We start from the raw sequence: 18,642 nt of genomic DNA on the forward strand, positions 1-18,642 counted from the left end.
GATTACTTCGGTCCGGCGAATTCATAGCGTTGTTGCCATGACCATCACAGCAGGCCCTGTTGCACGGGCATTTCAAGTCAGCAAGCATTTCGGCGACTCGTCCAACCCGGTGAGCGCGCTCGACAACGTCTCTCTCGACATTCACGGCGGCCGGTTCACCGCCATCATGGGGCCATCGGGTTCCGGCAAGTCCACCCTCATGCATGTCATGGCAGGGTTGGACACCCCCAGTTCCGGGCAGCTCATGCTGGCCGGAGCCGACATCACGTCGGCGGGCGACGACGCTCTGACGACGTTGCGCCGCAAGCAGGTCGGCTTCATCTTCCAGTCGTTCAATCTCGTTCCGACGCTCGACGTCAGGGGCAACATTCTGCTGCCGTTCGAGCTGGACGGCCGCGCGCCCACCGCTGAGGAGTCGGCCTGGATCGAGCAACTCATCGACACCCTGGGGTTGCAGAGCCGCGTCGGGCACCGGCCCCATCAGCTCTCGGGTGGGCAGCAGCAACGCGTCGCGATCGCTCGCGCTCTGGGTACTCGGCCGCAGCTGATCTTCGCCGACGAGCCCACCGGCAACCTCGATTCCCGCACCGGGCGTGAGGTTCTCGGCCTCCTCGCTGCGGCGGTACATCAGTACGGTCAATCCATCGTGATGGTCACCCACGATCCAGTCGCGGCCAGTTACGCCGATCGCATCGTCTTCCTCGCCGACGGCCGCATCGTCGACGAACTGGGACGTTCGACGCCGGAACAGATCTCGAACTACATGCTGGGAATGGAAGGTGTTCTCCGATGAGCGTGTCCACATCTGCTCGGGCGTCTCGGGAACACGGTGCGAGCATTCTGGTGACGGCGCTCGCGTCGTTCTTCGGCGTCGTGCTGATCCAGGCCACTGCGTTTCTGGTCGACATCTTCGACGACGGCAGCGACAGCACCGGAATCGTGGCGTTGTACTGCGTAGCCCTGGTGTTCATCGGCCTTGCCCTGTATGTCGCGGCTGTCGTCACCTCCAACACGTTCGCGACGATCGTGGCCGGCCGCACCCGCACCATCGCGCTGCTCCGCCTACTGGGTGCCCGGGCTCGCGATCTGCGTCGATCGGTCGCCCGGGAAGGCTTCCTCGTCGGGTTGTTCGGTGGCGCAGTCGGTCTGGTGCTCGGTGTCGGTGTCAGTCACCTGGCCCGCGCCGTCGCGGTATCGGCCCGCCAATTGCCGGACGTGCAGTACACGTCCGTACAACCGCTCGTGGTCCTTCCCGTCGTCACCGTGGTTCTGACGACGACGCTGGCGTCGTACGTCGGATCACGGAAAGTTCTGGACGTCACTCCGATTCAGGCGACCGGCGGTGCCGTCGACACCGGAATCGAGACCCCACGGTCGAGGCGGGTACGGACGGTGTTGTCGATCGTGCTCATCGCGGGCGGTGTCGTGCTGCTCGGCCTCGGTGTGCTGATCGGGATGGTCAACCCCGGCGGAGTACTGGTCGCGTTCTTCGGCGGTGTGGCATCGTTCACCGGCATCATGGTGGGTGCGTACCGCATTCTGCCCGGCGTGCTCCGACTCGTCGGAAGGATGGCGGGCCGCGGGCCGGCCGCACGATTGGCGTCCGCCAACGCAATTCGCTATCCGGATCGCAGCACCCGCACTGCAGTGGGCCTGCTCATCGGGGTGACCTTGGTGGTCACCTTCGCAGTCGCGATGTACAGCTATCGATCGATGCTCGTCGACGAGTACGACGAGGAGACCATCGGTCAAGTGCTGACGGTAACCGTCGGAATCATGACCGGCCTCATCGGTTTCTCCGCCGTCATCGCCGCGGTCGGCATGGTGAACAACCTGCTGCTGAGCATTCTGCAACGTACCCGGGAAATCGGTCTGTTGCGCGCACTCGGATTCACCCGCAAGCAGATTCGTTCCATGATCGTCTCGGAGAGCACCCAGATGGTGGTCGCGTCGATGGGCTTCGGGCTGATCCTCGGAATCGGATACGGTTGGGCCGCAGCACAATCGCTGCTGGGTTCGCTGAGCGGCGGCGGCGTGTCTGCTCCGACACTCCCCTGGGCCGTCATCGCAGGCACGGTACTGTGCGGCGGGCTTCTGGCGCTCGGAGCATCGTTGGCACCGGCGCGGCGGGCGAACAAGATCTCGCCGGTACTCGCGTTGGCGGACACCTGACCTCGAGGCTTCCGGGTTGGCTACCAGGGGCATGGTTGCGCACTACCGACGCCGATCGACGGAAATCCGTCGATCGGCGACCGTAGCGTGCAACCGTGCCCGCTCCGCCGGGCAGTCCTGTGGATAACGTCGTCGAGTTATCCACAATTGCGAGATTGCCACTGTTGCGCGGGCCCGTCAGCCGCAACGGTGTAGCAATGGGGGTTTACACAGTGCAGCAATTGCTCGCACAAGGAATCAGCACGAGCACGATTTCGAGGCGGTCGCGGTCGGGTGAGCTGGTGCGACTGCTGCCGAAGGTCTACGCGACGGAGAAGCCGGACTATTTCGGACTGTGCCTCGGGGCCACCCTGTGGAGACCGGACGCCGCACTGAGTCACGAAAGTGCGGCATGGTTATGGGGACTGATCCAATACGAACCGCGTCTGGTCGACGTCACTGTCGGCCCGACCGGCCAGTCGAGGTCGGTGCCCTGGATCCGAGTTCATCGCCGAGTTCTCGGCGACACCACCACGCGACGCGGCATGCGAGTGGTGTCCCTGGAGCAAACGTTCGTCGATGTCGCGACCTGCTTGTCGACGCCCGATCTCGAGAAGTTCTTCGACAACGCCATAGACAATCACGTGCCGTGGCGTCGGGTCGCTGAACTGTGTGACACGGCAAAAGGCATGGACGGGATGGCTGCAGTGCGCAAGCAGCTTCGAACCTGTTGCCCGAGAACTCTGTCGGAGCCGGAACGGGTGGTGGCGCGGGCATTGAAAGCTCGCCACTTCACAATGGAGATCAATGCGCGCGTAGGTAGGTTCTACGGCGACCTGGTCGACTTTTCCGCACGAGTCATCGTCGAGATCGACGGACGAGAGTTCCACACCGATCCCGCGACGTTCAACAACGATCGTCGACGCCAGAACGAGTTGGTGCTCGACGGATGGTTGGTGCTGCGATACTCGGCGGCCACAGCGCTTGCCGAACTCGATCGCGTCGTGGACGAAATCATCACGGTGGTGCGTCGTCGCCGGAAGTCGGTTGCAGCAACGGGACGTCGACTCCCGTGAATACGCGGCATCGACGGGCAGGGTTGCCCACTACCGACGCCGATCGACGGAATTCCGTCGATCGGCGGTCGTAGCGTGCAGTGGTGCCCGCAATGCCGGCTCTGTCGTTCAGACCCTTCCGGCCAGGATCAGAGCGAAGCGCGAATCTGCGTCGGACCACAGATGGAGGACGTCGAAGCCCGCCATCTTCAATTCACCGGCAATGCCGTCCGGCCGGAACTTCGCGGAGATCTCGGTACGTAGATCTTCTCCGGACTCGAAGTGCACGTGCAGGTCGAGATCCTTCAGATACACCTCTTGCGCGGCTGTGGCCCGCAATCGCATCTCGATCCACTCGTCCTCGGCGTTCCACAGTGCCACGTGCTCGAAGGCCTCGGGTTCGAAATTCGCGCCGAGTCGAGAGTTGAGAACCGACAACACGTTTCGATTGAACTCGGCTGTCACACCGGCTGCGTCGTCGTACGCGGGAACGAGCACGTCCGGATCGATCACCAAGCCCACCCCGAGCAGCAGAAACTCGCCGGGGTCGAGTGCGTCCGCTACGGCCGCCAGGAATTCCTCACGTTCCTGCGGGATGAGGTTCCCCAGAGTGCCGCCGAGGAAGGCGATGGTGCGGCCGGTTCCGGAGGGAAGATTGTGCAGGGTATCGGTGAAATCGCTGACGATGCCGTGCAGTTCCAGCGTCGGGAACTCCTTCGAGATCTGCTCGATAGCACCCTCCAAGGCGGTACTGGACACATCCTGAGGCACATACGTTGTCAGCGAACCGTGTTCGATTCCGGCAGACAACAGCAGCTTGGTCTTCTCCGACGAACCCGAGCCCAGCTCGATCAACATCGACGATTCGGTGGCCCGGGCGATGTCGAGTGCATGCTCCTCGATCAGCGCGCGCTCGGTGCGGGTCGGGTAGTACTCCGGCAGCACCGTGATCTGCTCGAACAGCTCACTGCCGACGGCATCGTAGAAGTACTTGGGCGAGAGCCACTTCGGGTCGGCCGTCAAGCCCTCCCGCACGTCCTTGCGCAATTCGTCCAGCAGCGTCGTGTCGGTCAGATGTACGTCCACCGTGCTCATGACTCTCCTTCATTCTTCCAGGGTCGAAACGGTGACACCGGTCGCTGTCGCGACGACGATGCTGCGGTCGTCGATAGAGATCCATTCGGGATCGTCGTCGACGGGTTCGGAGGCGATCGTGACCGAATCCTCGGTCTGCAGTACCGACAGCGAATGATGCACCGCCGTGGCATACATGGACGTGCCGTCCGAGAGCAGAAAATTCAGGCGCGCCTTGGGCGACCTGGCCAGAACCTCTCGAACCAGCATGCGCAATGCCGACTCGGGATCGTGTGTGCGCAACAGGTTTCGCAGCACGATCCACAATCCGGCGGCGTCGGTAGGGGCCGGCAGCATCAACGCATCGGTCGGCGGAATCTCCGACCACAGCTCCGCCAACGATTCCGGCCAACCGAACACGACGCCGTTGTGGCTGAATGCCCATCGCTCGTCGGTGAACGGGGCACAGGCACTGCGTTCGACCGGCATTCCCACGGTGGCCGATCGGACCGCCGCGATCACCGACGTCGACTGCAGTTGCGGCAGAGCATCGTCGATCGCAGGGTCGGTCCAGATGGGCATCGGATTGCGATAGCTGCGTACGGTGTCGTCGCCGTCCCACCAGGCAACGCCGAACCCGTCGGCGTTGATGGTGCCGCCGCCCCGCATGTCGGTGGGCGCGAACGATTGTGTGCGCAGGGAGTTCTCGCCCCGGGTCAGCAGTGACCCGACCGAGGTAGTTGCTCCGAGGTACCCGAGATGACGGCACATTCAGTGCGACTCGACGTCGCGGGCCAACCGGAACCCACTGAAGATCTGCCGACGAATCGGGTGATCCCAATTTCGGAACGTCCCGCGGCAGGCCACCTCGTCGGTGCCGAAAGAGCCGCCACGCAACACCTTGTAATCGCCGCGCAGAAACACCTCCGAGTACTCGGCATACGGGAATGCCTCGAATCCCGGGTACGCCTCGAAACCCGAGGACGTCCACTCCCACACGTCACCGATGAGCTGATGGACCCCGGCCGAGGACACACCCTGCGGATACGCCCCCACATCGGCCGGTTCGAGATGTCGCTGATTCAGATTGGCATGTGCTGCAGTGGGTTCGGCGTCGCCCCAGGGATAGGCGCGGGAGGTGTTCGACGCCGCGTCGTACCGCGCGGCCTTCTCCCATTCCGCTTCCGTCGGTAGCCGCTTGCCTGCCCAGCGCGCATAGGCGTCGGCCTCGAACCAGCACACGTGCACGACGGGCTGCTGCGGACGCACCGGCCTGCGCACCCCGAAGCTCCGACGCCACCAGGTGCCGTCGGAATCGGACTCCCAGAACTGCGGGGCGGTGAGCTGCGCATCGACGCGGTGCGCCCACCCCTTCTCCGTCCACAACTCGGGACGCTCGTAGCCGCCGTCGGCGATGAAGTTCATGTACTGCGCGTTGGTGATCGGGGCCCGGTCGATGGCGAAGGTCGGCACGTGCACGGCGTGTGCAGGCCGCTCGTTGTCCAGCGCCCACGGGTCCAGGGAAGTTCCCATCGTGAACGGCCCACCGGCGATGATGGCTTCACCCGCGACCGGCATCGTGGACGTCGGCGGTGCAGGAGCGGTGAGAACAGCAGGACCGGAACGCAACTGGTGCGTTGCGAGCATGGTTTCGTCGTGCTGCTGCTCGTGCTGGGCGATCATTCCGAACGCAAACCCGTGCTTCTCGACCGGTCGGCCCTCGAACGTGCTGTGCTGCAACACGTCCCAGGCCTTGTCCCGCACGGTATGCACGTAGGCGCGCGCTTCCTCGGGCGTCAGGAGCGGCAAGGACGTTCGCGACGAACGCGAGTGCTTGAACGCGTCGTACAACTCGTCGATGTCCGGCCGCACAGGATCGCGGCCACCGACGTCGCGCACGAGCCAGAGTTCTTCCTGACTGCCGATGTGTGCCAGGTCCCAGATCAGCGGGCTCATCAACGGCGAATGCTGAGCCATCAGTTCGGTTTCGTCCACGCACTCGGTGAGCGCGGCACTGCGGGACCGGCTCCGAGTCAGCACGGTCTCGATCCTGGTCCTGAGTTCTTCGGCGCTCACACCGATTCCTTTCGGCTCTGCGATGTCGGCGACACCGCATCGAATTCGTGGGGCGAAATACCGGCGCGACATCTCCGAGATGCCGCACGCAACTGCTGGGAGAACTCTCCTCCCGCGGATGATGCGAGATCGAGCAGTTCGCTTGCGGCCCTGCGCAGCTCGCCATCGGCCAGACCTGCCCGGGCCGCATCGAGCCACCGACCAGCTGTGCCTGCGCCGAGTTCGGTGGCCTGGGAAACCAGACCGGGAGTGGACAACAGCGCCTCGAACGCGGCGGCCGGTATCACCCACTGCCCGTCGGGTTGCGCGTCGAGGTAACGGATTTCGAGGTGCCCGCAGGCTCGGACATGCGGGAACAGTGTCGTCAGGTGGTAATCGAGATCGGCGTAGGTTGCGGGGCGACCGACAACGCTCGGATCGTCGAGCCACTGCGCAAAAGTGATGCCGGACGGCGCTTCCCAGTTCTGGGTGGTTCCCCGAATACAGAGGAGCGGAACGTCGAGTGCCCACCGCGCGTAATCGGCGATCGGATCGCCCGTGTTCGGTACTGTGGTCCGGCTGGAATCGAGTTCGAGCCAGGTCCGCATTCGCTGCGATGCCCACGCACCCGTCGGTGCCCCGGCGAGTTCGGGAGAGCGCGCGAACGCGGCGACGAAGGCCGGGCCGATGGCGTGCAGCATCTGCCATCGCGAAGTGACCTCCGCCCGATCACGTCCGGCGTCGACACTGACCTGGGTGGCGGCGGTGTTGCACATCATCAGCTTGCCGAAAGGCCCGATGGTGGTGAAACGGTTTTCCATCGCGCAGTAGCGCGGTAAGACCAGTAGTCGTTCGGGATCTCGCACGGCGTCGGCGGGAACTGCGCTGATGGAGATGCCGTCGCGACCGAGCATGTCGTGCAACAGTCGGGCATCGGCGTCGAGCAGCGGTTCGAGCTGGGAAACGGAAATAGAAGGCGAACTGGACAATTCGACTTGGCCGCCCGGTTCGACGGTGACGATACTTCCGCCCGGCAACGTCAGGGCGGGTGACTCGGGAGCGATACTGCGCGGGGAGTGATCACCGAGCGCAGCGGCCAGAGCTGACAGGGAGGGCCGCGAACCGTCGTCGAGGGCCGTGAGCCATTCGAGTTCGGCACCGATGAGCGACGGTGGCCCAAGCTTGAAACACACCTTCGACACATATGCCTCGATGGCTGGGCGCGTGCTCAGCTCGAGGGACTTCTCGTTGGAGGACACATTTCCTTCTTTCCCACTCACCGCGATCCGACTACGCAATGTACCCAGCTGCCAGGATCGAAAACGCCGAGATCCCGCGTCGTATCGAGGCTACCGATTGTGGAACCCTGATGCCCGAGAGTTCGCTACCGGAAGGACTATCGATGCTCGATCACGACCGCATTCGCCGCGACACCCCTGGTGCGTCGGGCCGGGTATTTCTCGACAGCGCCGGCTCCTCGCTGCCGCCCACCGTCGTCGTCGACACCGCGATCGCCCATCTGCGCCGCGAGGCGGAGATCGGCGGGTACCGGGCCGCGAGCGAACGCCTCGACGATCTCGCGGCCGTCAAGGCATCGATCGGAACCCTGATCGGGGCACCGGCGTCGACCATCGCTCTGAGCGATTCCGCCACTCGCGCGTGGACCGACTTCTTCTACTCGGTGCCGTTGTCGGCCGGGGATCGAATCCTGCTGTGCGAGGCCGAATACGCCAGCAACGCCATTTCCGCGCTGCACCGCGCCGAGGTCTCCGGGGCCACGGTCGAGGTGATTCCGAGCGACGCGTCGGGGTGCATCGACATCGACGCACTCGAACAGATGCTCGACGACCGGGTCAAGGTGGTGTCGGTCGTGCATGCGCCCACCAACGGAGGCTTGATCAACCCGGCCCGCGCAGTGGCCGATCTCGCCCATCGACACGGTGCCCTCGTTCTGCTCGACGCGTGTCAGTCCATCGGCCAGCTGCGGGTGGACGTCGACGAACTCGGCGTCGATGCGCTGTCGGCCACCGGTCGCAAGTGGCTACGCGGGCCCCGAGGTACCGGGTTCCTGTACCTGCGTCCGGAATTGGCCGCGAGCTTGCATCCACCGGCTCTCGATCTGCACAGCGCACAGTGGGAAGACTCTTCGACCTACCGAATGGCCGACGACGCAACACGTTTCGAGTTCTGGGAATGCGACGTCGCAGCCCGCCTCGCCCTCGGCGCGGCCGTCGACTATCTACTCGAACTGGGCATCGACGACGTCGCGGACGCCATCTCCGAGCGCGCCGAGTACCTACGTGCCGGAATGCGACGCATTCCCGGGGTCACCGTCCACGATCTCGGTGACCGCAAGAGCGGCATCGTCTCGTTCACCGTGGACGGTAAGGAGCCGGTTGCCGTCCGCGACCGACTTGCCGACCGAAACGTGACGGTCACGGTGAGCCATCGCGGTTCCACTCGACTGGACATGACAGGCCGGGGACTCGACGCCGTTGTCCGTGCATCCCCGCACTACTTCGTCACCTTCACCGAGTTGGACACGATGCTCGCTGCGCTCGCCGGCGCGTGAGCGGGCTCTACGGTCCGGATGTGCGCTGAGGTAGGCGGCGACCCCGATCCCCGAGACTGCGAGGCCCGCGATACCGAACCACGTGACCGCGTCGCCGAACATCACGAAAGCCCAGAGCATCGTCGTAGGCGGTGTCAGGTAGAGCAGCACGCTGGCACGAGTCGGTCCACTGCGGCGTACGACGAACAGGTACGCGCCGTATGCGCCGAAGGTCGACAGCACCACCGTCCACGCCACCGCAGCCCAGAAACCCGTCGTCATCGGCGGTACCGCGTCACCGGCAAGTGCACTCCACGTCATGAAACCGACTGCGCTGATGCCACATTGGATGGCCATGGCCAGCGCGATGGGTTCTTTCGGATCCAGTAGCCGTTGCCCGATCGTCCCGGCCGACAGCGCCAGCATGCCCGCGGCAGGAAGCAGGTAGACGGGCCACGCGAGATCGGCACCGGACAGGTCACCGATGACGACGAGCGTCACTCCGGCGATGCCGACGAGGAGGCCGAGGATTCCTCTCGATCCGACGCGTTCGCCGAAGATCCTGCTCGAGGCCAGCGCGACCACCAACGGCTGCAAAGCAGCGATCAGGGCGGCGACGCCCGGAGGGACGCCCATGCCGATGCCGGTGATGGTGGCACCGAGGTAGAGGAACTGGCAGAAGAGGCCGAGGACTGCGTGGATACGCAGCGCGTGCCACGTCGGGGTGAGTCGTCGCCATCGGCACCACGCGACGAGGAGCACGACTGCCACCAGGTACCTCCAGGCCAGCAGCGTGTGGGCCGGAGCTTCGGCGGTGCCGAATTCTGCTCCGATGAAGCCCGAACTCCACAGAATCACCAGAGCTGTACCGGCGAGAACATCGATGCGTGAGGTCATGAGAGCGATGTAAACATACAGGTCTGTATACTCGCAGTGCACCCCACTCCGAACAGCGCTTTCGAAAGGTCGCCATGCACGACAAGCCACTGACCCCCGCAGCGGAACGAATTCTCACCGTTGCGAGCGAGCTCTTCTACGACCGCGGAATCCGCGCCGTCGGCGTCGACCTGATCGCCGAGGAAGCCGGCACGACCAAGAAGACCCTGTACGACCGCTTCGGCTCCAAGGACGGCCTGGTGCAGCGCTACCTGAAGCGTCGATACGACCTCTGGTGTGCGCACGTGACGCAGTACGTCGACTCCCTCGACCAGGGTGAGCAGCGTGTACTCGGGGTCTACGACGCACTCGACCTGTGGATGCGCGACAACCATCGCGGCTGCGGATTCGTCAACGCATTCGCCGAGTTCGGCGGCACCGACAGCCCGGTGTTGGCCATCATCGAGTCGGAGAAGGCGTGGACGCGATCGCTGTTCGCACGCCTGGCCGCCGATGCCGGATACCCCGATTCAGAAGAACTCGGGACTCGATTGTCACTGTTGCACGAAGGTGCGGTGGTCATGGGAACCGCAGGCGGTCGGGACGACGCCATCGCCGTCGCCCGGTCGGTGGCCGCCGAGTTGCTCGCTGCGCTCGCACGTGAGCGGAAGTTCGTAGCAGGGGTCGAACTTCCGCGCACGTGACCTGGTCGTGTATTGTCTTCCAGGTTGTCTCGGCGAGGGTAGATCCGGCTCATCAGGATCCACCGTTATCGACGCGGCTCGGCCCCGTTGGCCGCGCTCGTTCGTGTCCGCCCCGACGAGTTTGACAGTCCGACGAAGTACGCCGCACGAACCACAGATCACAGTTATCAGGAGCATGTAGCACCATGGCATCGAAGGTAAACAACCTCACCGCACAGGTCCGCACCGAATTCGGCAAGGGTGCCGCACGCCGCGCTCGTCGCGACGGCCTCGTTCCCGCCGTTCTGTACGGACACGCAACCGACCCCCAGCACCTGGCACTCGACGCCCGCGCATTCGCTGCCGTGCTGCGTAACGACGGCACCAACGCTGTGCTCACCCTCGACATCGCCGGCAAGTCGCAGCTGGCACTGACCAAGTCGATCGTCGTGCACCCGATCCGTCGCAGCATCGAGCACGCCGACCTCCTCGTCCTGAACAAGGGCGAGCGCGTCACCGTCGAGGTCAACATCATCGTCGAGGGCGACGCCGCACCGGGCACCCTCGTCACCACCGACTCGACCGCCGTCGAGATCGAAGCCGACGCGCTCGAGATCCCGGAGAACTTCGTCGTCTCCGTCGAGGGTGCCGAGATCGGCACGCAGATCACCGCGGCGGACCTGGATCTGCCGTCCGATGTCACCCTCATCTCCGACGGCGAGACCCTCCTGGTCAACGTCGTCGAGGCACCGTCCGAGGAAGACCTCGAGGCCGACGGCGAAGGCACCGAGCCGATCTCCGAGACCGGCGAGGCCGAGACTCAGGAAGAAGCAGCTTCCGAGGACGAAGACAGCTCCGACGAGAGCTGATTCTCTCCCCTGCATCTCGAGCGGCGCGCTGTTCTCCTTCGGGAGACGGCGCGCCGTTCGTTTCGAACCATCGATGGAAGAATGACGCCCGTGAGCACCGAAAACGGCCCCGCCCTGATAGTCGGGCTCGGCAACCCCGGTCCGCAGTACGACAAGACTCGGCACAACGTGGGCTTCATGGTCGCCGACGCACTCGCCGGGCGCGTCGGCTCGTCGTTCTCGTCGCACAAGAAGTCCAATTCCGACATCGTGCAGGCCCGGCTCGACGGCCGTTCGGTCGTCGTCGCGAAGCCGCGAACGTTCATGAACCTCTCGGGCCAGCCGGTGGCGGCACTGGCTCGGTTCTTCTCCGTCGACCCCGCGAACATCGTGGTGGTGCACGACGAACTGGACATCGACTTCGGCGCACTGCGACTCAAGCTCGGCGGCGGTGAGGGCGGGCACAACGGTCTGCGCTCGATTTCTCAGCACCTCGGCACCAAGGACTACCTGCGGGTCCGCGTGGGCGTCGGACGGCCGCCGGGACGGATGGACCCGGCGTCGTTCGTGCTCAAGCCCTTCTCGACGCCCGAACGCAAGGACCTCGGCGTCGTGATCGAAGAAGCCGCCGACGCCGCCGAGCTACTGCTGAAGGTCGGTCTCGAGGCCGCCCAGAATCGGGTGCACCCGCGCTGATCAGTTCAGCAGCGACACCGAATTGGCCCGTCGCAGTTTGCCGCTCGACGTCTTCGGGATGCTGCCCGGCCCCAGGACTGCCACCGTGCGCGGGCGCACTCCTACCTCCGAATGCACCGCGTGGATCACTTCACGCTCGATGCGCTTGACCTCGTCGGGGTTGTCGATATCGTTCGTTTCGACTGCAACAGCGAAGCTTTCGCGTTTGTCGCCGGCGTCGAGGCGGATCGCGACGGCGTTACCGGGCCGAACTCCCGCGACGGTGCCCGCGGCTCGTTCGATGTCGGTGGGATAGATGTTGCGGCCGCCCATGATGATGACGTCCTTGACCCGGCCGCAGACGACCACCAGTTCGTCCTCGGTGATGTAGCCGACGTCGCCGGTATCGAGCCAGCCGTCGGCGTCCTGTGTCGGCACGGGGCCGTCGACGGTGATGTATCCGGGCGTGACGGCCTTGCCGCGGACCTCGATGATGCCGACACCGCGCGCGGTGAGCACCTGCCCTTCCTTGTCCACGACGCGGCCCTCGAGACCGGGAACGAACTTTCCGAGAGTCGCCAGGGATCGGGTGTTGCCGCGGGTGGACGGGACTGCGCGGCCGAGCGTTTCGAGTAGATCCGCGTCGACGACGTCGATCACCTGCCCTTGGCCGGGGTCCGGAATCGACACGGCGAGAGTCGTTTCCGCCATTCCGTACACGGGCGCGAGGGCCGCCGGATCGAGTTTGTACGGCGCACCCGCTTCTGCCAATGCGATCATCGTGTCGGGGTCGACGGGTTCGGCACCGTTCCACGCGTAACGCAGCGTGGACAGATCCAGATCCAGATCGTCCTCCGCCTGACGCAGCCGACGCGCCAACAGCGAATACGCGAAATTGGGTGCAGCAGTGACTGTTCCGCGATACTTGTCGATGAGCTTGGCCCACAACAGCGGCGAGCGCAGGAAGTCCAACGGCGTGATGCTCACGACCTCGGCACCCACCTGCATCGGCACCGACAGAAAGCCCACCATGCCCATGTCGTGGAAGAGCGGCAACCAACTGACCATGACGTCGGAATTCACGTCGAACTCGATGCGATCGATCATCGCGTACGCATTGACGTAGAAGTTCTCGTGCGTGATGCGCACGGCCTTGGGCGACCCGGTGGAGCCGGACGTGAGCTGCTGCAGCGCGATGTCGGTCTCGGCCGTCGGCACCGGATCGATGTCGCGACCGGACTTCATCTCGTCGATCTTCAGCACTGTGATGCCGCGCTCGACGAGCACCGGTGCGGCGATGTCGAACGGAGCTCCCAGAATCACCGCCTTCGCGTCGATCATCCGGACGACGGTTTCGGTGTCCTCGCCCCAGACGGCCAGATCTGTCCGCGGGGTGGGCTGATGCAACATCGTCACCGACGCTCCGCGCATCCACGTGGCCTGGCAGGCAGGTGCGATGTCGACGGGCTGGCCGGCGAGAATGCCGATCGCGTCGCCGTGTTCGACCCCCGCGTCGGCCAGCGCGCCCGCCATTCGCCGCGCCTGCTCGTGGATCTCACCCCACGACTGGCGCAACGCCGCCTCGGGCTCCCCGGTGACCAAACCACGTTTGCTGCTGCTTGCGGTCTCGAACATCTCGTCGGTGAACTTGCTCAACGCGTCATCTCCTCGTTCGACGGTCCTTCCGCGTCCCTCACCCTAAGCAATCCCGCGATGACCGGTGACCGTTACCGGCCGCGTATCCTTGACCTTTGCCGTTGCCGTGACTACGAGATAGAGGCCTTCGTGAGTACCCCGCCCAGTTCCCCCGACGTCGATGCAGCACTCGACGGGTCAGGACCGAACTCCGGCCCCGCTCGACACTCGGCCAGGGAACTCGATTTCGAGGTCGCGAGGCGTCGAACATTCGCGGTGATCTCACACCCCGATGCCGGTAAGTCGACGCTCACCGAGGCCCTCGCCCTGCACGCGCGCGTCATCTCCGAGGCCGGTGCCATTCACGGCAAGGCCGGCCGCCGCTCCACCGTCTCGGACTGGATGGAGATGGAGAAGGCGCGCGGCATTTCGGTGAGTTCGACTGCGCTGCAGTTCAATTACCAGACCTCCCCCGACGCCGAGGTCACCAACGTGATCAACCTCGTCGACACCCCCGGCCACGCCGATTTCTCCGAGGACACCTACCGCGTCCTGACGGCGGTCGACGCGGCCGTCATGCTCATCGACGCCGCGAAGGGCCTCGAGCCGCAGACCCTCAAGCTGTTCCAGGTGTGCCGCCAGTTCGGCATCCCGGTCATCACCGTCATCAACAAGTGGGACCGCCCGGGTCAGTCCCCGCTCGAACTGCTCGACGAGATCGAGTCACGCATCGGCCTGACGCCGACGCCTCTGTATTGGCCCGTCGGCATCGCGGGTGACTTCCGTGGCCTGCTCGATGTGCAGGACGGCAGTTACATCCGCTTCACCCGAACTGCGGGTGGTGCCACGATCGCGCCCGAGGATTTCATGACGGCCGAGGCCGCCGCGCAGCGTGAGGGCGTCGACTGGGACACCGCCGTCGAGGAGAGCGATCTGCTGATCTCGAGCGGCCAGCAACACGACCAGGAGATGTTCCTCGCCGGCCAGACGTCACCGGTGATCTTCGGATCGGCGATGCTGAACTTCGGCGTGCGCCAGATCCTCGACACCCTGGTGGCGCTGGCCCCCGCACCCGGCCCCCGCACCGACGTCTCCGACGGGGTGCGCGCGGTGACCGATCCCTTCAGTGCCGTCGTGTTCAAGGTGCAGGCCGGCATGGACACCGCGCACCGAGACCGCCTGGCCTTCATGCGCGTCGTCTCGGGTGTGTTCGAGCGGGGCATGGTCGTCACGCACGCACAGACCAAGAAGCCGTTCACCACCAAGTACGCGCTCACCGTCTTCGGCCGTGACCGGACAACGGTCGAGAACGCCTACCCCGGCGACATCGTCGGCCTCGTCAACGCCACCGCGCTCGCGCCCGGCCACACGCTCTACACCGACAAGAAGGTCGAGTTCCCACCGATCCCGTCGTTCGCACCCGAGCACTTCTCGGCACTGCGCGTCGACAGCGCCGACAAGTACAAGAAGTTCCGCCGAGCCGTCGAACAACTCGACTCCGAGGGCGTGGTTCAGGTGCTGCGCAACGACATTCGCGGCGACGCCTCCCCGGTTCTCGCGGCCGTCGGCCCGATGCAGTTCGAGGTGGTCACCGCACGAATGAAGACCGAATTCGGCGTCGACGCTCGGATGGAACCGTTGGGTTACTCACTTGCTCGGCGCACCGACGCGGCGTCGGCCGTCGAATTGGGCCGTCAGCGCGGCGTCGAGGTCTTCACCCGGACCGACGGCGCCCTGCTGGCTCTCGTCAGCGACAAATGGCGACTGCAGTACATCCAGAAGGAGATGCCCGAGCTCACCCTCGAGCCCCTCGTCGCCGCAGGCGATCAGTAGCCTGTCGCGGTGCTGACAGATCTGCTCGACGCCGAATTCAGCGTGCTGGGCCACCCGGTGCTGTGGCGCGAGGTGATCGGGAACGGCTTCGGACTGCTCTCCGCGGTCGGCGGGATGCGTCGAGTCGTGTGGACGTGGCCGGTGGGAATCATCGGAAATGCGCTGCTGTTCACCGTCTTCATGGGCGGGGTGTTCCACACTCCGCAGGCGTTGGATCTGTACGGACAAGCCGGACGGCAGCTGATGTTCATTGCCGTCAGCGCCTACGGGCTGGCCCGGTGGATGCGCGGCTCGAAGAACTCGGGGACCGCCGTCGTTCCACGCTGGGGCACTGCCCGTGAGCGACTGGTGATGATCACTGTCGCAGTCGTCGGAACGATCGTGTTCGCGCAGCTGTTCGGGTACCTCGGTTCGTTCGGCAAGTGGGCCGATGCGTGGATCTTCACCGGCTCGATGCTCGCGACGTTCGGCATGGCCCGCGGGCTCACCGAATTCTGGCTCATCTGGATCGCGGTGGACATCGTGGGCGTCCCGCTGCTGGTGATCGCCGGTTTCTACCCGTCCGCTGTCCTCTACTTGGTATACGCCGGGTTTGTGACCTGGGGTTTCGTGGTGTGGTTCAGGATCCAGAACAAGCCTTTGGATCAAAAAATGGCGATCTAAACAATCGTGATGCTACTCTCAGGCGGTCCGAACAAACTTCGAGTACGTTTTGGCGTGCTCGACGCCGAGTTGGGCGTCATGTGAGTTCTCCGATCATGGCGTCTCGGCGCGGAACCACCCGAGAATCACGATGAAGTGGAAAACGACATGACTAAGGGAACGAACTACCCATTGGCCGGGATCAAGGTCGGTGGCGCTCCCGCGCATCGTTTGGCGACGCCGCCGAAGTCCGATTCCACTCCGTCCAACGGTGCCCGCACCGACAGTTCGGTAGCTGCACCCGCCGAGAAGGCGGCCGAAACCACCACCGATTTCCCGGCGGCAGTGGTCACGTCCACCGACACGGCATCCGCTCCACAGCCCGCAGCATCAGAGAAGCCCGCCACGGAATCGAACGAGGTTGAAGTGACCACCAGCGATCAGATCTCAGAACACGGCCTGCCCACCAACGGCCGTTCCACCGCTCACGCCTCCAGCGGCAGCACGTCGCCGTCTCTCGGCCGCGGCCAGGCACCCGACCGTCGTACCGCCATGGGCGTCGCCTCGGTTCGTATCGCGGGTCGGCTGACCCAGAACGAACTCGGCAGCCGCACCGGCGACATCCGCACCCCCGACACCTCCGTCGGCCCCGACGAGTTGCTTCAGCTCCTCGGCGAATACCTCGTCTCCGGTGGTCTGCAGAACCCGGAGATCCACGTGCGTTCCAACGGCCAGACCATCGTGCTGGACCTGCAGAACCCCGCCAAGGGTTACCGCTGACCCACTGACGGTCACAGCAGCTGCTGGAAGGCCTCTGGTCGCACCATCTCGAGCACCAGAGGCTTCCACTGCGGCGCGCGGTCCTTGTCGACCAGCACTGCGCGCACCCCCTCGGCGAAGTCCGGTTCCGTGATGATCCATGTCGCCAGCCGCAACTCGCGATCGAGGCACTCCCGCAACGTACTGTCCGCAGCCCGCTCGATCAGGGCATCGGTGGCCATCAAGGACGTCGGCGACAGCGTTGCCAACTGAGTCTTGGTCGTGCGAGACCACGGGGTATCGCACTCCAAAGCATCGATGATGTCGACGAGCGACGTCTTCTCGAACACCGTGGCCACCGCCTTCGCGTCGAACGACAATTCCGTCGTCGGCGGCGGGGTCGTGTGTCGCTCGAGCGCTGCACCGAGATCGGTGCCGCCGAGAATGTCGTCCTTCAGCGCCTGGACGGATTCGCTGGGACAAAAGTGTGTCGCCAATCCCAGTGTTACAGCGTCGGATCCGGTGATCCGGGTGCCTGTCAGCGCCAAGTAGCGTCCGATGTGATCGGGCAGCCGGGACAGGAAATAGCTCGAACCCACGTCGGGAACGAATCCGATCGCCGTCTCCGGCATCGCCAGAAGAGCGTTCTCGGTCACGATCCGAACGCTGCCGTGCACCGAGATTCCCAGCCCTCCCCCGAACGCCGCGGCCTCGATGACCGCCACATACGGCTTGGGGTACGTCGCAATGATCTCGTCGAGGTCGTACTCGGCAGAGAAGTAGCAAGGCCCGGCTTCTCGGTCGCCGTCGATCACGGCCTGCCTGATGGCCTTGATGTCTCCGCCGGCGCAGAACGCGCGCGGTGAACTGCTCGTCACCAGAACCGCACCGACGGTGTCGTCGTCCCGCCACGCATCGAGTGCCGCGCGAATGCCGTGGATCATGGCCTCGTTCAACGAGTTCAGGGCCTCCGGCCGGTTCAGGACGATATGCCCGACACCACCGACTACCTCGGCTTCGACTACGGCCACTGCGGACCCCCTTTCACCTGCTTCGATCGACGCGTAACAGTAGCGCTATTCGCGTGATTCGATCGAGCGCGGCCGCGCGTCGGACGGAATGTCGGCGGGACGACACTCGCGCTCCTCGGCGGTGAACCACCCGCGATACAGGAACAACTGGCCGAGCACCGGGCTCTTGACTTCGATCTCGATGCGGTGCCGTTCCTCAGCCGCGTCCCACCATTCCCGGCCGATCGTGACCGCAGAGGCCACCTTCGGCAACTTCGGCGCAATGGGACCGAGCAGAAACCGCGGCACCTCGCTCTCGAGCACCAACCCACCGTCGGAGTCGACCGCACACGCGGTGTGCACCACCATGTCCGACGAGAACCCCAGGTAGTCGAGCGCATACGCGTCGGATTCGGCGGACGACACCATCACCGAATTCATCCCCTGCGGACGCGCGGCGAACGCGAAGCGACGCACGAAAGACATTGTCTCGCGGCCCAATTCGTCGACGTACGCATAGTTGGCAATGGTGAAGGGCACATCCTTGCCCACCCCAGCAGGAAACAGGCCTCGCTTACGACCGGCCCACAGCAGCGGCGGCGGAACGAGACGAGAGTGAGTCATCTCCTCCATCACACCGACCCCGAACTGAGCCCGATGATCCGAGGACTGCAAACCGAAACGCCATTGGACCTTGGGATGCAGACGAGCGAAATCCGAACCCATCACTTCTGCGACGACCGATGCCATGACCACAGTATGCGCTGCGCGCATGTGCATGAAACTTCGTAGCAG

Annotated in this window: 17 protein-coding genes and 1 pseudogene; 10 read left to right on the top strand and 8 right to left on the bottom strand. The window is 64.7% G+C overall.

From position 1 onward, the window contains the following. Positions 1 to 37 precede the first annotated feature (37 nt). From AB0O58_RS09410 to AB0O58_RS09420, 3 genes are all read left to right on the top strand, one after another. Complete coding sequence (locus tag AB0O58_RS09410; protein WP_032371206.1) at positions 38 to 793, top strand: ABC transporter ATP-binding protein; 756 nt, start codon at positions 38 to 40, stop codon at positions 791 to 793. Then, complete coding sequence (locus tag AB0O58_RS09415; RefSeq protein ID WP_027496095.1) at positions 790 to 2,172, top strand: ABC transporter permease; 1,383 nt, start codon at positions 790 to 792, stop codon at positions 2,170 to 2,172. The genes AB0O58_RS09410 and AB0O58_RS09415 overlap by 4 nt, the downstream gene beginning before the upstream one ends. Positions 2,173 to 2,369: 197 nt before the next feature. After that, complete coding sequence (locus AB0O58_RS09420) at positions 2,370 to 3,227, top strand: DUF559 domain-containing protein (RefSeq protein WP_057473764.1); 858 nt, start codon at positions 2,370 to 2,372, stop codon at positions 3,225 to 3,227. A gap of 108 nt (positions 3,228 to 3,335) precedes the next feature. On the opposite strand, the gene egtD is transcribed toward AB0O58_RS09420, so the two are convergent. Genes egtD through egtA form a run of 4 tightly spaced genes read right to left on the bottom strand, consistent with a single transcriptional unit; the run spans position 3,336 to position 7,594 of the window. After that, entirely contained in the window at positions 3,336 to 4,301 is a 966-nt protein-coding gene (gene egtD, locus AB0O58_RS09425; RefSeq protein ID WP_032371208.1) for an L-histidine N(alpha)-methyltransferase, read from the bottom strand. Positions 4,302 to 4,310: 9 nt separating this feature from the next. Next, on the bottom strand, positions 4,311 to 5,051 hold the full coding sequence (egtC, locus tag AB0O58_RS09430; RefSeq protein ID WP_032364113.1) for an ergothioneine biosynthesis protein EgtC: 741 nt from the start codon (positions 5,049 to 5,051) through the stop codon (positions 4,311 to 4,313). After that, the gene (gene egtB / locus AB0O58_RS09435) at positions 5,052 to 6,356 is read right to left on the bottom strand and encodes an ergothioneine biosynthesis protein EgtB (protein WP_197077494.1); all 1,305 of its coding nucleotides are present in this window, start codon (positions 6,354 to 6,356) and stop codon (positions 5,052 to 5,054) included. Further along, positions 6,353 to 7,594, bottom strand: coding sequence for an ergothioneine biosynthesis glutamate--cysteine ligase EgtA (gene egtA, locus AB0O58_RS09440; RefSeq protein WP_032364114.1), 1,242 nt, complete (start codon positions 7,592 to 7,594; stop codon positions 6,353 to 6,355). Before egtA ends, egtB begins: the two co-directional genes overlap by 4 nt. 143 nt (positions 7,595 to 7,737) lie before the next feature. On the opposite strand from egtA, the gene AB0O58_RS09445 reads away from it, so the two are divergent. After that, a complete protein-coding gene (locus AB0O58_RS09445; RefSeq protein WP_045842128.1) occupies positions 7,738 to 8,907 on the top strand; it encodes an aminotransferase class V-fold PLP-dependent enzyme in 1,170 nt (389 codons plus the stop codon). Positions 8,908 to 8,952: 45 nt separating this feature from the next. Here AB0O58_RS09445 and AB0O58_RS09450 read toward each other — a convergent pair. Further along, positions 8,953 to 9,783 (bottom strand): annotated as a pseudogene (locus AB0O58_RS09450) (DMT family transporter); the annotation flags it as partial. 74 nt (positions 9,784 to 9,857) lie between these two features. Here AB0O58_RS09450 and AB0O58_RS09455 point away from each other — a divergent pair. From AB0O58_RS09455 to pth, 3 genes are all read left to right on the top strand, one after another. Then, on the top strand, positions 9,858 to 10,466 hold the full coding sequence (locus AB0O58_RS09455; RefSeq protein ID WP_167325287.1) for a TetR/AcrR family transcriptional regulator: 609 nt from the start codon (positions 9,858 to 9,860) through the stop codon (positions 10,464 to 10,466). A 185-nt stretch (positions 10,467 to 10,651) separates the two neighbouring features. Continuing rightward, entirely contained in the window at positions 10,652 to 11,314 is a 663-nt protein-coding gene (locus tag AB0O58_RS09460) for a 50S ribosomal protein L25/general stress protein Ctc (RefSeq protein ID WP_027496086.1), read from the top strand. A gap of 81 nt (positions 11,315 to 11,395) precedes the next feature. Further along, the gene (pth, locus tag AB0O58_RS09465) at positions 11,396 to 11,989 is read left to right on the top strand and encodes an aminoacyl-tRNA hydrolase (RefSeq protein WP_027496085.1); all 594 of its coding nucleotides are present in this window, start codon (positions 11,396 to 11,398) and stop codon (positions 11,987 to 11,989) included. On the opposite strand, the gene AB0O58_RS09470 is transcribed toward pth, so the two are convergent. Continuing rightward, positions 11,990 to 13,624 carry a fatty acyl-AMP ligase gene (locus AB0O58_RS09470; RefSeq protein ID WP_032381751.1) on the bottom strand — a complete coding sequence of 545 codons (1,635 nt, stop codon included), beginning with the start codon at positions 13,622 to 13,624 and terminating at the stop codon, positions 11,990 to 11,992. A gap of 129 nt (positions 13,625 to 13,753) precedes the next feature. Here AB0O58_RS09470 and AB0O58_RS09475 point away from each other — a divergent pair, with 129 nt between their 5' ends. From AB0O58_RS09475 to AB0O58_RS09485, 3 genes are all read left to right on the top strand, one after another. Next, positions 13,754 to 15,436: a peptide chain release factor 3 gene (locus AB0O58_RS09475; protein ID WP_167329161.1), complete on the top strand. Its 1,683-nt coding sequence runs from the start codon at positions 13,754 to 13,756 to the stop codon at positions 15,434 to 15,436. Between the two features lie 9 nt (positions 15,437 to 15,445). Continuing rightward, positions 15,446 to 16,099, top strand: a complete 654-nt coding sequence (locus AB0O58_RS09480; RefSeq protein WP_366238139.1) for a nicotinamide mononucleotide transporter family protein — start codon at positions 15,446 to 15,448, stop codon at positions 16,097 to 16,099. 147 nt (positions 16,100 to 16,246) lie between these two features. Continuing rightward, a complete protein-coding gene (locus tag AB0O58_RS09485; protein ID WP_027496081.1) occupies positions 16,247 to 16,858 on the top strand; it encodes a hypothetical protein in 612 nt (203 codons plus the stop codon). 11 nt (positions 16,859 to 16,869) lie between these two features. On the opposite strand, the gene AB0O58_RS09490 is transcribed toward AB0O58_RS09485, so the two are convergent. Further along, positions 16,870 to 17,868, bottom strand: coding sequence for an enoyl-CoA hydratase/isomerase family protein (locus tag AB0O58_RS09490; protein WP_366238140.1), 999 nt, complete (start codon positions 17,866 to 17,868; stop codon positions 16,870 to 16,872). A 45-nt stretch (positions 17,869 to 17,913) separates the two neighbouring features. Next, a complete protein-coding gene (locus AB0O58_RS09495; RefSeq protein WP_366238141.1) occupies positions 17,914 to 18,597 on the bottom strand; it encodes a DUF4166 domain-containing protein in 684 nt (227 codons plus the stop codon). Between the last annotated feature and the right edge of the window lie 45 nt (positions 18,598 to 18,642).

The organism is Rhodococcus sp. NPDC080181 (genome assembly GCF_040702225.1).
In the GTDB taxonomy this organism is placed as follows: domain Bacteria; phylum Actinomycetota; class Actinomycetes; order Mycobacteriales; family Mycobacteriaceae; genus Rhodococcoides; species Rhodococcoides fascians.

Bases quoted from the DNA above. Each gene is read 5' to 3' on its own strand.
- AB0O58_RS09410 (WP_032371206.1), top strand. From the start codon at position 38: ATGACCATCACAGCAGGCCCTGTTGCACGGGCATTTCAAGTCAGCAAG.
- AB0O58_RS09415 (WP_027496095.1), top strand. From the start codon at position 790: ATGAGCGTGTCCACATCTGCTCGGGCGTCTCGGGAACACGGTGCGAGC.
- AB0O58_RS09420 (WP_057473764.1), top strand. From the start codon at position 2,370: ATGGGGGTTTACACAGTGCAGCAATTGCTCGCACAAGGAATCAGCACG.
- egtD (WP_032371208.1), bottom strand. From the start codon at position 4,301: ATGAGCACGGTGGACGTACATCTGACCGACACGACGCTGCTGGACGAA.
- egtC (WP_032364113.1), bottom strand. From the start codon at position 5,051: ATGTGCCGTCATCTCGGGTACCTCGGAGCAACTACCTCGGTCGGGTCA.
- AB0O58_RS09445 (WP_045842128.1), top strand. From the start codon at position 7,738: ATGCTCGATCACGACCGCATTCGCCGCGACACCCCTGGTGCGTCGGGC.
- AB0O58_RS09455 (WP_167325287.1), top strand. From the start codon at position 9,858: ATGCACGACAAGCCACTGACCCCCGCAGCGGAACGAATTCTCACCGTT.
- AB0O58_RS09460 (WP_027496086.1), top strand. From the start codon at position 10,652: ATGGCATCGAAGGTAAACAACCTCACCGCACAGGTCCGCACCGAATTC.
- pth (WP_027496085.1), top strand. From the start codon at position 11,396: ATGACGCCCGTGAGCACCGAAAACGGCCCCGCCCTGATAGTCGGGCTC.
- AB0O58_RS09485 (WP_027496081.1), top strand. From the start codon at position 16,247: ATGACTAAGGGAACGAACTACCCATTGGCCGGGATCAAGGTCGGTGGC.
- AB0O58_RS09495 (WP_366238141.1), bottom strand. From the start codon at position 18,597: ATGGCATCGGTCGTCGCAGAAGTGATGGGTTCGGATTTCGCTCGTCTG.